This window comes from Bradyrhizobium sp. LA2.1 (assembly GCF_040547725.1).
Classification (GTDB): Bacteria; Pseudomonadota; Alphaproteobacteria; order Rhizobiales; family Xanthobacteraceae; genus Bradyrhizobium; species Bradyrhizobium barranii.
In genome coordinates this window covers 46,297-59,861 of sequence record NZ_JBEPQI010000033.1, presented here as the reverse complement: position 1 = coordinate 59,861, position 13,565 = coordinate 46,297, and the positions used below count along the sequence as shown (strand labels likewise).

Genomic DNA, 13,565 nt, shown 5'->3' with positions numbered 1-13,565 from the left:
ACCGGCGGGCAGGGGCCGGTCACGCAAATCCTAGGATCTAGCGCCGGGAGCGTACGCGCAAGCCCGGCGCGGGTCGTTCCTGGAGCACGTCGCGGCGGAAGCGGTAGAGCGCCGCCGGCCGTCCGCCGGTCTGTGTCGACATCACCCCGGTCGGTTCGACCAGGGCTTCGGTTTCGACCAGGCGGCGGAAATTTTGCTTGTGCAGGTGCCGGCCGGAGATCGCCTCCACCGTGTACTGCAGTTCAGTGAGTGTGAACTCCGCGGTCAAAAGTTCAAACACCACAGGACGATACTTCAGTTTTGCACGCAGCCGCGCGATCGCTGTCGCGAGAATCCGGCGGTGATCGAATCGCATGGAGGTGCCGAGCGCGGGAAGCTCCTTGCGCGCCAATGCCGCAGGACGGCCGTCGCGCCGCGCCTCCTCGATCAGCCCGGCCTCGTACAAGAGCTCGTAGCGGTCGAGCACGCGCTCCTCGTCCCAGGGCGCGCCGTCGAGACCGAAATAGAACCGCACGCGATCCCGGCGCGGCAGCGCGCGTGTGGTCTCTGGCGTCTCCTCCTCGGCCCATAGCGTCAGCGCCGGGATGATGTCACGGGCGATGATCGCGGGCGGCTCCTCGCGCCAGTCTTCCCAGGGGAGGAAGCGATACCACGGTTCGAAGCTCGCGCCGGTCGCTGCGAGCTCGCCGCCCACCGCGCGCGTCAGCGCGAGATAGCCGATCGACACCATATGCGCACCGGTGTCGCCGGCCTCGGCGTGACGGCCACGATCGCCGAACGTGTAGAGCTGTTCGACATAGCCGAGCCGCAAGCCCGCCTGCGCCTCGACCCAGGCGCGCAGGCCGATCTCGAACGTGCGATGGCTCGGCGCATCGAACGGCCCGAACGGCAGGCCCGCCAGCCCATCACTGCTGTGCGCGGTGAGGATCAGCGGCTCATGATCCTCGATCGCGACGATCGCCGCGGTCAGGCCGATCTCGATCGGCGTCAGCTGCGTGTCGCTCATGCGGCTGATGTCGCAGTTGTCATTCGAGCTCGATCACGAAGGGGCGGCCTTCCACCATCATGGCGCCCGGGCCCATCTCGTCGAGCGCGCGCAGCATGCGGCCGTTGCGCCCAAGCGCGCGGTCGGCAAGGCCGACGATGCGGCGGTTCGGCGAGGCGATCGGCGAGGCCGCGCGGATCTTCTTGGCGATCTCGATCTCGTCGCGATCCGGATTGAGGGCGCAGACGGCCGCGAATGCGCTCGCGGTGGAGCGGCTGATGCCGGCATAGCAATGCACCACCAGCGGTGCGCTGCGGTCCCAGCCGCGCACGAAATTCAGCACCTGGTCGATATGAGCTTCGGATGGTGCGGTGAAGCCGTCCATCTCCTCGGTGATGTCGTCCATCGACACTTTGAGATGGTTGGCCGGCAGCACCGACACCGGACGTGCCACCTGCTCGACATTGGCCATGACGGTCAGCACATGGCTGGCCCTGGTGAGGCGGACGGTTTCGGGAAGGGCGGCGAGGGAACAGACGTGGATCATGGCGGACCTTTTTGCCGCTGATTATAGCGAGCGCTCGTAGGGTGGGCAAAGGCGCATCGCGCCGTGCCCACCGTTTCGCACCGCGCACACCGCGGCTAGTTTGGTGGGTACGCTTCGCTTTGCCCACCCTACGAAGGGATGATGCTACGCGAACACCGCGTTGAACCGCTCCAGAAACTGCTTCTCGGCCCGCGCCGCGGTCCAGGGCGTGAGGTAGTCGCGCCGGACGCTGTCGGAGAGGCCGGGGTCCCTGCCGAACAGGCGCTTCGCCTCGCTTTCGCTGAAGCCGGCAAGCTCGGTTGCCTCCAGATAGGCCGCACCGCGATCGGCGGCCTTGATGGCTTGCGTGATCTCCTCGGGCAGCGCCGGCGGCAGGCCGAAGCGGATGTGGATGGCGCCGAGCAGGCGCTTCTCGACCGCCTTGTAGTGGCCGTCGAGCACGGCCTTGAACGGCGAGATCATGTCGCCGATCACGTATTCGGGCGCATCGTGCAGCAGGGCGGCGAGCCGCATGCGCTCGTCGACGCGCGGCATCTCGTGCCGCATCACGGTCTCCACCAGAAGCGTGTGCTGCGCGACCGAGAAGATGTGCGCGCCGGTGGTCTGCCCGTTCCAGCGCGCCACGCGCGCCAGCCCATGCACGATGTCGGCGATCTCGACATCGAGCGGAGAGGGATCGAGCAGATCGAGCCGGCGGCCCGACAGCATGCGCTGCCAGGCGCGGGATGCCACGTCGCGTGCCGCTTTCTTCGCGGTCATTTGGCCTTGAGGCGCGGCTTGCGCTGCGTCTTGCCGCAGCTCGCGTGACAATGGCAGTCGACGAGATGGTCGTTGACCATGCCGGTCGCCTCCATGAAGGCGTAGACGATGGTCGGGCCGACGAATTTGAAACCGCGCGAGGACAGTTCCTTGGAGATCTGCATCGACAGCGGCGTCGAGGCCGGCACGCTCGCAGTGGTCTTGAAATTGTTGACCTTGGGCCGTCCGTCCATGAAGTCCCACAACAGCTTCGAGAAGCCCGGGCCCTTCTCCATGATGTCGAGATACGATTTCGCGCTCAGGATCGCGCCGTCGATCTTGGCGCGGTTGCGCACGATGCCGGCATCGTTCATCAGCGCGTGCACCTTCTTGTCGTTGTAGCGCGCGATCTTCTCCGGCTGAAAATCATCGAAGGCTTTGCGGAAATTGTCGCGCTTGCGCAGGATCGTGATCCAGGAGAGGCCGGCCTGGAAGCCGTCGAGGATCAGCTTTTCATACAGCGCACGGTCGTCATATTCCGGCACGCCCCATTCGGTGTCGTGATAGGCGACATAGAGCGGGTCTTCGCCGGGCCAGGGGCAGCGGGTCTTTCCGTCGGGATGCAGGCGGGGGGCTCGGCTCATGCGATGGGCTGCTTCAGGGGAATGCGGACGACGTCGGGTTCGGCGAGCCTCACGGCGAGGCCGCCGGCGGTGAGCGGCTGGCCGGCATCGAGCGCGTCCGCAACGCGGTCGATACGCACCAGCGCGATGCCTTTGCCTTGCGCGGACGAGCCCATCGTGCCGACCGGCTTGTCACCGGCCATAACACTGACGCCGGCCTCCGGCGAGAGGTCATCGAGCAGCACCTTGACGCTGCGGGTGCGCGCGGTGCCGCGATGCTGCATGCGCGAGACGACCTCCTGGCCGACATAGCAGCCCTTGTCGAAATCGACGCCGGCAAGGCGGTCCATGTTGGTCTCGTGCGGGAATGCATCGCTGTACATGAAATCGAGTCCGCCGCGCGGCACGCCGAGCGCGATACGATGCGCCTCGTATTCGGCGGCATCGACCAGCTCGGCGCCGATGAGGTCGGACAGCTTCTGCTTGAGGTCTTCGGGGATCAGGATGCGAGTGCCGAGCGCATCATTGCGCGGATCGGCGAATGCAAGGTCCGGCTGCGCCGCAGGCTGGCCGTCCCAGGCCGCGAGCACACCGAGATCGAGGTTTTCCACCGTGATCTTGGCGCGCAGCTTGTAGAATTTCAGCTTGGTGGCGAGGCCCCCGGCCAGCGCCTTCGGACAGTCGATCAGGAACCCGCCGCCATGGCCTGCGGGCACCTCGGTGATCAGGAAATCCACGATGATCTTGCCCTGCGGCGTCAGCAGCGCACCGAATCGCCCCAGGCCCGGCTTCAGCCTGTCGAGATCGGTCGTGATCAGGCCGTTGAGGAAGTTGCGCGCGTCCTCGCCCGCGACCTTGACCACGCTCCGGTCGGGAAGAAACGCTGATTTCATGTGAAAATCTCTTGCGACATGTTGCTCCGGAACGTAAGCCCGCAAGGCATAAACGACAAGACCTCAAGCCCCGCGCTTGGGGATGAGAGAGGCCTTCAGCCATGACCCAGCGCTTCGATGTGATCCTCAAAGGCGGCACCGTCGTCAACCAGGACGGCGAGGGTGTTCGCGATATCGGCATCACCAACGGCCGCATCGCGGAGCTGGGCCCGCTGTCGCAGGCCTCTGCCGCTGAAATGATCGACTGCAAGGGCCTCCACATCCTGCCCGGCGTGATGGACACCCAGGTGCATTTCCGCGAACCCGGGCTGGAGCAGAAGGAAGACCTCGAGACAGGGTCGCGCAGCGCCGTGATGGGCGGCGTCACCGCCGTGTTCGAGATGCCGAACACGGCGCCGTTGACCGTGACGGAGGCTACCTTCACCGACAAGGTGAAGCGTGCCCATCATCGCATGCACTGCGATTTCGCCTTCTTCATCGGCGGCACCCGCGAGAACGTGCAGGATCTGCCGGTGCTGGAGCGCGCGCCCGGCTGTGCGGGCGTCAAGGTGTTCATCGGCTCGTCGACTGGCGCGCTGCTGGTGGAGGACGACGAGAGCCTGCGCCGCATCTTCCAGGTGATCCGCCGCCGCGCCGCCTTCCACGCCGAAGACGAATACCGCCTCAACGACCGCAAGTCGCTGCGCATCGAGGGCGATCCGCGTTCGCATCCGGTCTGGCGCGACGAGACCGCGGCGCTGATGGCGACGCAGCGATTGGTCAAGCTCGCGCACGAGACCGGCAAGCGCATCCACGTGCTGCACATATCGACCAAGGAAGAGATCGAGTTCCTGCGCGACCACAAGGATGTCGCGTCCTGCGAGGCGACGCCGCATCATCTCACGCTGGTCGCACCCGAATGCTACGAGCGGCTCGGCACGCTGGCGCAGATGAACCCGCCGGTGCGCGGGGCCGATCATCGCGCCGGCATCTGGCGCGGCATCGAGCAGGGCATCATCGACGTGCTCGGCTCCGACCATGCCCCGCATACGCTGGAAGAGAAGTCGAAGACCTATCCAGCATCGCCCTCCGGCATGACCGGGGTGCAAACGCTGGTGCCGCTCATGCTCGACCACGTCAACGCCGGCCGCCTGTCGCTGGCGCGCTTCGTCGATCTCACCAGCGCCGGCCCCGCGCGTCTCTACAACATGGCCTGCAAGGGCCGCATTGCCGCAGGCTACGACGCCGACTTCACAGTCGTCGATCTCAAGCGCAGCGAAACCATCACCAACAAATGGGTGGCCTCGAAGGCCGGCTGGACCCCTTACGACGGCGTTCGCGTGACGGGCTGGCCCGTCGGCACCTTCATCCGCGGCCGCCGCGTGATGTGGCAGGGCGAGATCGTGACACCGTCGCAGGGCGAGCCGGTGCGGTTTCTGGAGACGCTGAAGCAGTAAGGTGATGTGTGGGGACGTACAGTGCCTCCCCACCCGTCATTGCGAGCGCAGCGAAGCAATCCAGAATCCTTCCGCGGGTGGCAGTCTGGATTGCTTCGCTGCGCTCGCAATGACGACGGGAGAGAGCTACAATCCCTCGACAGGGAGAGTAGTCCATGACCCAACCCCTCATCACCACCGAGCAACTCGCAGCCCACCTCGGCGATTCCAATCTTCGCCTCTACGACTGCACGACCTACAACGAGCCTGTCCCGCCCGGCAGCGACGTGCCTTATCGCGCAGTCCCCGGTGACAAGACTTTCGCCGCGGGCCACATCCCCGGCGCGGACTTTCTCGACCTGCAGGGCGAGTTCTCCGACAGCTCCGCACAACAGTTCTTCATGATGCCGGATGTGGCCCAGCTCGAGGCCGCGTTCGGCCGCCACGGCCTCGACGCATCCAAGACCATCGTGCTCTACAGCATCGGCACCATGATGTGGTCGACGCGATTCTGGTGGATGCTGCGCTCGCTCGGTGTCGATGCACAGGTGCTCGACGGCGGGTTTGACAAATGGAAGGACGAGGGGCGGCCGGTCGAGACGGGCGCGCCGAAGGACTATCCCGCCACCACCTTCAAGGCCGTGCCGCGCGCGGGCTTCTTCGTCGACAAGACCACCGTGAAGGCGCGGATCGGCGATCCCTCGACCGTGATCGTCAACGCGCTCGGGCCGCAATTTCATCAAGGCCTCGAGCCGAGCCGCTACGGCCGGCCCGGCCGCGTGCCCGGCAGCGTCAACGTGCCCGCGGCCACGCTCGCCCAGGCCGACAAGACACTGACGACGCTTGCCGATGCCGAAGCGAAATTCGCGGCCCAGGGCGTTACGCGCGACAGGAATGTGATCTGCTATTGCGGCGGCGGCATCTCGGCGACGATCGACCTGCTCATGCTGACACAGCTCGGCTACGACAAGCTGACGCTGTACGATGCCTCCATGGGCGAATGGGCGAGGGATCCGGCACTGCCGATCGAGACGGACTAGCTCTTACCCTCCCCTGGAGGGGGAGGGTCGCTTCGCATGGAGCGAAAGCGCAATGCGAAGCGGGGTGGGGTGATCCCTCCACTCGGGCACCGCCTCAAAGGTATAGACTGTCACCCCACCCCGCTCGCGCTGCGCGCGATCGACCCTCCCCCTCTAGGGGAGGGTAAGAAAGTCGGGAACCTTTATCGCAGGCCTGCATCCAATGTCCGGAACGAATGGAAACAGGTGACCACCATGCAGCGGACCGCAGCCGGCCTGTCCGCCGGCGCCAGAGCATCGGAAGCCGAACTGGTCGACCGCGCGCGGGGCCGTGACGAGGCCGCGCTGCGCGAGATCATGCAGGCCAACAACCGCAGGCTCTACCGTCTTGCGCGCGGTATCCTGCGCAGCGACAGCGAAGCCGAGGACGTGGTGCAGGAAACCTATGTCCGGGCCTTTACCCATCTGGACGACTTTCGCGGCGAGTCCGGGCTGTCGACCTGGCTGTCGCGCATCGCCATCAACGAGGCGCTTGGCCGGGCGCGAAGCCGCAAGCCGCATGTCGAGCTCAGCGCGCTGCCGGAAGAGGCGCTCGACGCGCAGATCATAAAATTTCCCTTTTCTCCCGCAGGCGATCCGGAAAGGACCATGGCCCAACGTGAAATCCAGCGCGTCGTCGAACGCGCAATCGACGAACTGCCGGATGTCTTCCGCATGGTCTTCGTTGCGCGCGTCATGGAGGGGATGAACATCGAGGAGACCGCCGATCTGCTCGGCGTCAAGCCCGAGACCGTGAAGACGCGGCTGCACCGTGCGCGCACCATGCTGCGCGAGAACGTCGAGAAAGAGATCGGTCCGGTTATGATGGATGCGTTCCCGTTCGCCGGGTGGCGCTGTGAGCGGCTGACCGTATCGGTGCTGAAGCGGCTCGGCAGCGGCGGCTGAAGTTTTTCGGGAACGTTTGCGCGAAAATCCCATCCAACGCCTGTGAAGCAACGCCGGCAAACCGTCCGGCAGCACAGGAGTTTCAGACATGTTCACCCGATGGAGCACGGCGATCGCCGCGGCAATTCTGTTGTCGAGCCCGGCGCTGCTGCAAGGCGCGAGCGCAGCCGACAAGCCCACCGATCCGCAGATCGCTCACATCGCCTACACCGCGGGCGTGATCGACATCAACGCGGCCAAGCAGGCGCAGAAAAAGGCCAAGAACAAGGACGTCAAGGCGTTTGCCGAGGACATGCTGCGCGACCACGAGGCGGTCAACAAGCAGGCGCTGGCGCTGGTCAAGAAGCTGAACGTTACGCCTGAAGACAACGATACCAGCAAGGCGCTGTCGAAGCAGGCGAGCGACAAGCTGGCGGAGCTCGACAAGCTGAGCGGCGCGGCCTTCGACAAGGCCTATGTCGCGAACGAGGTCGCCTACCACAAGGCGGTCAACGGCGCGCTGGAAACCCAGCTCATCCCGTCCGCCGGCAATGCCGAGCTCAAGAGCCTGTTGCAGACCGGCCTGAAGATTTTTCAGGGCCATCAGCAGCACGCCGAGCATGTCGCGGCCGAGCTGAAATAGGGGGTGTGGCATGAAGCCGGGACACCTCGCTTCGATCGCGCTTGCGGTCGTCTTGCTGTCGATCGTCGTCCCGGCGCGCGCCGCGACCATTCAGATCATAATGGACAATCTCGTGGTCTCACCGGCCGAAACGTCCGCGAAGGTCGGTGATACCATCGAATGGATCAACAAGGACGTGTTCGCGCACACCGCCACGGCGAAGAACGGCGATTTCGACGTGATGCTGCCACCGAAGAAGTCGGCAACGTTTGTTCTGAAGAAGGCGGGAACAGTCGATTATTACTGCCGCTATCATCCCAACATGAAAGCGACGCTCAAGGTCGCGCCGTGAGGGAGGAGGGAGTGCATTCCCGATCGTAGTGGGAATATCTCCCGGCCATCGCGAGACTAATGCTTGTCCGGGGGAGGCGGCTTCCGTGCGATAAACGCAGCAGACTTCGCGAACCTGTTCGCCAGATCCCGTTCGCCAAGTCATTCATCCGTAGACTGGCCCCGCCCGTGTGGCGGGGTCATTTTTCGCAAGCAGCTTACTGCCTTGCGAGAGTGACCGAGAATTCGCCGTTGCGGATGCGGCCCGGAAAGCCCTCGACGAATTTCGCCACCGCATCCTCGCCGTAGGTGCCGACGAGCTCGGCGAATGCCGCAAACAGGCTCGCCTGCGCCAGGCAGTCGCCGTCGACGCCATCATGGCGCGCTTCGGCCCAGGCCTCGTTGAGATAGCTCAGCGCGGCCTGTTTCTGCTCGTGATCGGGCAGCGGCGCGCGGGCGGGGGCGTAGGACACTGAATGGCTCATGAAACTCGATCAGGGCTGGGGCGCGATCCACGGCGATGCGCTGTACGAAAGGTGTAGCACGCGTATTAACGCCCGCTAGGCCACATCTTTAGGAACGGTTAACGGCTGTGAACAAAGTCGATGACAGGGTTCCAGATGCGCGTTCGACAGCCAAACCCTCATGGTGAGGAGGCGCGTTAGCGCCTGGCGGACGATGCTTCGCATCGCCGCGAGAACCATGCAGCGCCCCGCTGCGGCAGCCGGGCCTTTCATCCTTCGAGACGCCACTTTGGTGGGCTCCTCAGGATGAGGGATTTTCGGTTCGGGATGAGGCTGACAGGAATCAGTTCGCGTAACGCGCCGTGAGATCCCGCGAGATCTTCGAGCCTTCCTCGATATAGCGCCGGATCGCCACCGTCGCGGCCGGCGTGCAGCTCCGGTAGGTCTGCTGGAAGCCGTTATAGCCGCGGTTGAAGCCGGCGATCATGCGGGTGCGGCGCTCGCCCGAGGGGGTTTCGGCATCGATCAGCGCCTGCATCTCGCTGCGCCATTTGTTGCCCTCGTTGGACCCGCAGATGCCGCGCAGGTAATGCAGCCCGCCGAGGATCTCCGCCAGCCGCTGCAAATCGGCGTCAAACGGCGCCGCCACGTCCTGGGCCCTCGTGGGCACGGAGGCGCAGGCGAGAATCAGGGCAAAAATGGCCAGAAATCGCGTGGACATCGACGGGGTGTATGCCCCCTCGGGGCGGAGGACGCAAGACGGGGCAGTCAGGGCCCGATCAGCCGGGCGGCCGACAGGATGACCTCCTCCAGCCCCCCGGTCAGCTTGAGGTCGCCGAGGCTCGCCAGGGCGTCGGGGGCGATCCAGCGGTAATCGTCGAGCTCCTCGTTGAGAGCCGGCTCCTTGGCCACCCAGCGGGCGGCAAAGGACATGATCAGGTAGTGGCCGGCGCCGGGGGCGGCCGGCAGCACCTCGCGCCAGCCGGCGAGGCCGATGATCTCGATGGCGAGCCCGGTCTCCTCGTCGACCTCGCGCGCCAGCGCCTGGTGCAGCGATTCGCCGAACTCGACCCGGCCGCCGGGCAGCGAATAGAACCCCTTGGCGGGCGAGCGCGCGCGGCGGGTCAGAAGTACCTTGCCGTCGCGGAAGATGGCGGCGCTGACCGCGATCTGGGGGTGGGTGGGCTGGATGACCGCAGACATATCTTCAACAACCCTTCAACAGCCCTTGGCTCAATTCGCCATGATGGTGTCGACGTCGGCTTCCGCGCCGCCATTGATGATGCCGCCGCAGGCCGCGATCAGCGGCTTGACCCAGAGCGTGGCCTGCTCGGCGAGGCGGACGCGGGTCGTGTCCTTCTCGACCTCGCGCATGGCCGAGCCGACCGCTGTCAGGATCGAGGTCATGGTATCAGTGATGTGGTCGAACTGGGCGCGCACGTTCGGATCGGCCTTCTCATAGGCTTCGATGGCCAGATCCCGTGCCTTGAAATTCGACGCCGTGAAATGCTCGGCATAGGACAGCGGCGACCAGGTCAAAAAATCTTCGGCGCATTCCGGCATGTCCGGGACCATTTCCAGCAGCATCACGGCTTCATTGAAATGGTTGAGATAGTCGGTGGCAAGCCCGGTTCGCGGGTTGATGTTGGCCACGCGCAGCCGCTCGGCCCAGGCGGCGGCCTCGGGGCCCGTCTGTACATGCGTCCGCGCGGGTTGGGAGGCCTTTGAGCTCATCTGCCGCAGTGTTAGCGTTCGGGGTTAAAACGACCTGAACGGACCCTATATAGATAGCCAAGGATGTGTGGACGCTTCGTCATAACTTCGGCCCCCGCGGCTTTGCGGCAACTGTTCGGCTACATTGAGCAGCCGAATTTCCCGCCACGGTACAACGTCGCGCCGACACAACCGATTCCGGTCGTGCTGCTCGATAACGGCGCGCGCCATTTCCGCTTGATGCGCTGGGGATTGTTGCCGAGCTGGGTCAAGGATCCCAAGGGATTTACGCTCCTGATCAACGCGCGCTCCGAGACGGTGCTGGAAAAGCCCGCCTTCAAGAACGCGATTCGGAGGCGCCGTGGCCTGATCCCGGCCGATGGCTATTATGAATGGAAGACGGAGAGCGGCCGCAAGCAGCCCTTCTTCATCCACCGCGCCGATGGCGAGCCGCTCGGCTTTGCTGCGGTATTCGAGACCTGGGTCGGGCCGAACGGTGAGGAGCTCGACACCGTCGCGATCGTCACGGCGGCGGCGGGCGAGGATCTCGCCGCCCTGCACGACCGCGTGCCCGTCACCATCAGCCCGCGCGATTTCGAGCGCTGGCTCGACAGCCGCGGCGACGATGTCGACGCGGTGTTGCCGCTGATGTCCACCCCGCGCATCGGTGAATTCGCCTGGCACCCGGTCTCCACCCGCGTCAACCGCGTCGCCAATGACGACGATCAGCTCGTGTTGCCGATCAGCGCGGAGGAGATGGAGGCGGAAGCTGAGGCGGCGAAACCGAAGAAGGCGGCCCGGAAGGTTGCTGCTAGCTCGTCAGATGACGGGCAGGGGTCGTTGTTTTAGGCGGCGGTGCCGTAGGGTGGGCAAAGCGAAGCGTGCCCACCATCGTGTTTCAAGCAAGTGGATAGATGGTGGGCACGGCGCGTTGCGCTTTTGCCCACCCTACGCAATCTACACGATCTCTTTGGCTCTGAGCGCCGCGATCTCCGCCGCATCGAACCCCAGCTCGCCCAGCACCGCATCCGTATCCGCACCCAATTCCGGCGCCATCCGGTCCAGCCGGCCGCCGCCATGGCCGAGCTTGAAGCCGCTGCCGGCAAAGCGCAGGCGGCCGTAGGGCGTATCCAGCTCCTGGATCGCGCCGCGGGCCTTGATTTGCGGATGATCGATGACCTCCTCGACCTTCCAGATGCTGGCGCAGGGCGCGCCGGCATCTTCCAGGATTGTCTCCCACTCGCGCGCAGGCCTGGCCGCCAGCGCCGCCTCGATGATGGCGCGCAATGCGCTCTCGTTCTCGTTGCGCGCGAACCAGTCGGCGAAGCGCGGGTCTGACAGCGTATCCTCGCGGCCGAGCGCGCTCATCAGCGCGCGATACTGCTTCTCGTTGTTGACGGCGAGCAGGATGTGGCCGTCGCCGCATCTGAACAGGTTCGCCGTGGTCCTGCGGCTGACGGCTTGGTTGCCCGACAGCTGCTGGCGATGGCCGGCGACCGACCAGTCCGCGATCTGCCCCGAGAGAAACGCCATCGTCGCCTCCAGCATCGAGACATCAATGAGCTGTCCCTTGCCGGTGCGGTCGCGCTGATACAGCGCGCTCGACACGCCAAAGGCAGCCGTGGCGCCCGAGAGCACGTCGCACACCGCAAAGCCCGCGCGCGTCGGCCCCGTCTCGGGGTGGCCGGTGATTGCCATGATGCCCGACAGCGCCTGCATCTTGCCGTCATAGCCGGGCCGCAGGCGGTCCGGGCCGGTCTGGCCGAAGCCGGACACGGCGCAATAGATCAGTTTTGGATTGATCGCGGAGAGCGCCTCATAGCCAATCCCGAGCTTGTCCATCACGCCGGGGCGAAAGTTCTCCATGACGACGTCGACTTGCGTCACGAGCTTCTTCACGATCGCGATCGCATCGGGCTTTTGCAAATCGAGCGTCAGGCTGCGCTTGTTGCCGTTGATGGCCTGGAACGCCGGCGCGAGTCCGCGCTCGGCCCATTCGCGGCTGAGCGGCGTGCGGCGCATGTCCTCGCCCTCGCGCCGCTCGACCTTGATCACGTCTGCCCCCAGAAGCGCGAGCTGGTAGCTCGCATAGGGGCCGGCCAGCACCTGCGTGAAGTCCAGGATCTTCACGCCCTCGAACGGTCGCGTCACGTCGCTCTCCCCTTTGTTTGTTGTTGTCGGAGGACGTCAGGCGGCGCGGTTGCCGCGCGCGATCTCCTTCTGCTTGTCGAATTCGGCGCGGCGGCGCGCCAGCTCTTCAGGCGAGAGCTGTGCGACGTTGTTGTAGTCGAGCTTCCAGGAGGCGTCCTCGCTCCAGCGCAACGGCGACTGCATCGTGGTCTGCGGACCGCTCGCGCTTTCCAGCAGCGTTAGCGCGAGCTCCAGCGTCTGCGCCTGCGAGGCGACGTCGTGCGGCTTGCCGGCCGAATTGCCGAGCGGGAAGTCCGAGAACAAAAAGCGCGGCACGGCGGTATGCTCGATGATGTCCTTGGCACAGCCCATCACCACGGTCGGAATGCCGTTGGTCTCGAGATGCCGCGCCACCAGCGCCGTGGTCTGGTGGCAGACCGGGCAGTTCGGCACCAGCACGGCGACATCGACCTTGTCAGCGAGGCAGCGCGCCAGGATTTCCGGCGCGTCGGTGTCGAGCGTGACGCGATGGCTCCGATTGGTCGGCGCGCCGAAGAAACGCTGGCTCACCTCGCCGATGCGGCCTGCGGCAGAGGCCTTCAAAAGCTGCGGCAGCGGAAACCAGGTGCCGTTGTCGGTCGCCGTGGTGTGCTTGCGGTCGTAGCCGATGTGCGAGATGCGCAGATCGTGCTGCTTCGAGGTGTCGCCGTCATAGACCTGGTAGAATTTGGCGCCGCCATTGTACGCCGCGCCCGGCCCCTGATCGCCCTTGGTGGGATCGTAAGGTGCGGCCGTGGTGATGATCGTCACGCGCGATTGCGACAGCGGTTTCTTCAGCGGCTGGAACGGCGCCTGGGTGTAATGCGCCCAGCGATACGGCGTGGCGTAGCCGATCGCGGTGTAATAATCGCGCGTGCGCTGCATATAGGGGACGGGAGAGTCATAGTCGGGCGCAAAGCCGAATTCGTCGTCGCGCGAAGCGGACATGGGGCGCGTCTCCTGGTTCTTGGTTGGGACCAGACTAGAGATAGTTTTGGGGTAGCTCAACCGGGGCGGGGCGGCGCAGGGCAGAATTGCAGGCTTAGTGGAGCCGATTGCGCTGTCTTCCCCTCTCCCCTTGTGGGAGAGGGTGGCTCGCCGCGGAGCGGCGAGCCGGGTGAGG

Annotated in this window: 17 protein-coding genes; 6 read left to right on the top strand and 11 right to left on the bottom strand. The window is 65.3% G+C overall.

Features of this window, described 5'->3' with window-relative positions:
- Positions 1-37: 37 nt before the first annotated feature.
- The 5 genes from ABIB95_RS41360 to ygfZ all read right to left on the bottom strand — a co-directional run bounded on the left by ABIB95_RS41360 (position 38) and on the right by ygfZ (position 3,786).
- Positions 38-1,006 (bottom strand): NUDIX hydrolase, encoded by a 969-nt coding sequence (locus tag ABIB95_RS41360; RefSeq protein ID WP_085402571.1) that lies wholly within the window; start codon positions 1,004-1,006, stop codon positions 38-40.
- 19 nt (positions 1,007-1,025) lie between these two features.
- A complete protein-coding gene (locus tag ABIB95_RS41355) occupies positions 1,026-1,532 on the bottom strand; it encodes a tyrosine phosphatase family protein (RefSeq protein ID WP_028152156.1) in 507 nt (168 codons plus the stop codon).
- 144 nt (positions 1,533-1,676) lie between these two features.
- Positions 1,677-2,291, bottom strand: a complete 615-nt coding sequence (locus ABIB95_RS41350) for a YfbR-like 5'-deoxynucleotidase (protein WP_354248407.1) — start codon at positions 2,289-2,291, stop codon at positions 1,677-1,679.
- Complete coding sequence (locus ABIB95_RS41345; protein WP_028152158.1) at positions 2,288-2,914, bottom strand: DNA-3-methyladenine glycosylase I; 627 nt, start codon at positions 2,912-2,914, stop codon at positions 2,288-2,290. The genes ABIB95_RS41350 and ABIB95_RS41345 overlap by 4 nt, the downstream gene beginning before the upstream one ends.
- The gene (gene ygfZ / locus ABIB95_RS41340; RefSeq protein WP_354248404.1) at positions 2,911-3,786 is read right to left on the bottom strand and encodes a CAF17-like 4Fe-4S cluster assembly/insertion protein YgfZ; all 876 of its coding nucleotides are present in this window, start codon (positions 3,784-3,786) and stop codon (positions 2,911-2,913) included. The genes ABIB95_RS41345 and ygfZ overlap by 4 nt, the downstream gene beginning before the upstream one ends.
- Positions 3,787-3,887: 101 nt before the next feature.
- Between ygfZ and ABIB95_RS41335 the strand changes: the two genes are divergently transcribed.
- From ABIB95_RS41335 to ABIB95_RS41315, 5 genes are all read left to right on the top strand, one after another.
- On the top strand, positions 3,888-5,222 hold the full coding sequence (locus ABIB95_RS41335) for a dihydroorotase (protein ID WP_354248402.1): 1,335 nt from the start codon (positions 3,888-3,890) through the stop codon (positions 5,220-5,222).
- A gap of 155 nt (positions 5,223-5,377) precedes the next feature.
- On the top strand, positions 5,378-6,241 hold the full coding sequence (locus ABIB95_RS41330; RefSeq protein ID WP_354248400.1) for a sulfurtransferase: 864 nt from the start codon (positions 5,378-5,380) through the stop codon (positions 6,239-6,241).
- A gap of 234 nt (positions 6,242-6,475) precedes the next feature.
- Positions 6,476-7,165, top strand: a complete 690-nt coding sequence (locus ABIB95_RS41325; RefSeq protein ID WP_354248447.1) for an RNA polymerase sigma factor — start codon at positions 6,476-6,478, stop codon at positions 7,163-7,165.
- An 88-nt stretch (positions 7,166-7,253) separates the two neighbouring features.
- The gene (locus tag ABIB95_RS41320; protein WP_247314219.1) at positions 7,254-7,787 is read left to right on the top strand and encodes a DUF4142 domain-containing protein; all 534 of its coding nucleotides are present in this window, start codon (positions 7,254-7,256) and stop codon (positions 7,785-7,787) included.
- 10 nt (positions 7,788-7,797) lie between these two features.
- Complete coding sequence (locus ABIB95_RS41315) at positions 7,798-8,118, top strand: cupredoxin domain-containing protein (protein WP_354248398.1); 321 nt, start codon at positions 7,798-7,800, stop codon at positions 8,116-8,118.
- Positions 8,119-8,314: 196 nt separating this feature from the next.
- Here the strand turns inward: ABIB95_RS41315 and ABIB95_RS41310 are convergent, their stop codons facing one another.
- The 4 genes from ABIB95_RS41310 to ABIB95_RS41295 all read right to left on the bottom strand — a co-directional run bounded on the left by ABIB95_RS41310 (position 8,315) and on the right by ABIB95_RS41295 (position 10,294).
- Positions 8,315-8,581 (bottom strand): hypothetical protein, encoded by a 267-nt coding sequence (locus tag ABIB95_RS41310; protein WP_014497305.1) that lies wholly within the window; start codon positions 8,579-8,581, stop codon positions 8,315-8,317.
- 322 nt (positions 8,582-8,903) lie between these two features.
- Positions 8,904-9,281, bottom strand: coding sequence for a TIGR02301 family protein (locus tag ABIB95_RS41305; protein WP_011085347.1), 378 nt, complete (start codon positions 9,279-9,281; stop codon positions 8,904-8,906).
- A gap of 47 nt (positions 9,282-9,328) precedes the next feature.
- Positions 9,329-9,763 (bottom strand): NUDIX hydrolase, encoded by a 435-nt coding sequence (locus ABIB95_RS41300; RefSeq protein ID WP_354248396.1) that lies wholly within the window; start codon positions 9,761-9,763, stop codon positions 9,329-9,331.
- 30 nt (positions 9,764-9,793) lie between these two features.
- A complete protein-coding gene (locus tag ABIB95_RS41295) occupies positions 9,794-10,294 on the bottom strand; it encodes a hypothetical protein (protein ID WP_028152167.1) in 501 nt (166 codons plus the stop codon).
- 63 nt (positions 10,295-10,357) lie between these two features.
- Between ABIB95_RS41295 and ABIB95_RS41290 the strand changes: the two genes are divergently transcribed.
- A complete protein-coding gene (locus tag ABIB95_RS41290) occupies positions 10,358-11,122 on the top strand; it encodes an SOS response-associated peptidase (protein ID WP_354248394.1) in 765 nt (254 codons plus the stop codon).
- 108 nt (positions 11,123-11,230) lie between these two features.
- Here the strand turns inward: ABIB95_RS41290 and ABIB95_RS41285 are convergent, their stop codons facing one another.
- Both ABIB95_RS41285 and ABIB95_RS41280 read right to left on the bottom strand, forming a co-directional pair.
- On the bottom strand, positions 11,231-12,424 hold the full coding sequence (locus ABIB95_RS41285; RefSeq protein ID WP_354248392.1) for a CaiB/BaiF CoA transferase family protein: 1,194 nt from the start codon (positions 12,422-12,424) through the stop codon (positions 11,231-11,233).
- 36 nt (positions 12,425-12,460) lie between these two features.
- A complete protein-coding gene (locus ABIB95_RS41280; RefSeq protein ID WP_354248390.1) occupies positions 12,461-13,390 on the bottom strand; it encodes a glycine reductase in 930 nt (309 codons plus the stop codon).
- Positions 13,391-13,565: the final 175 nt, after the last annotated feature.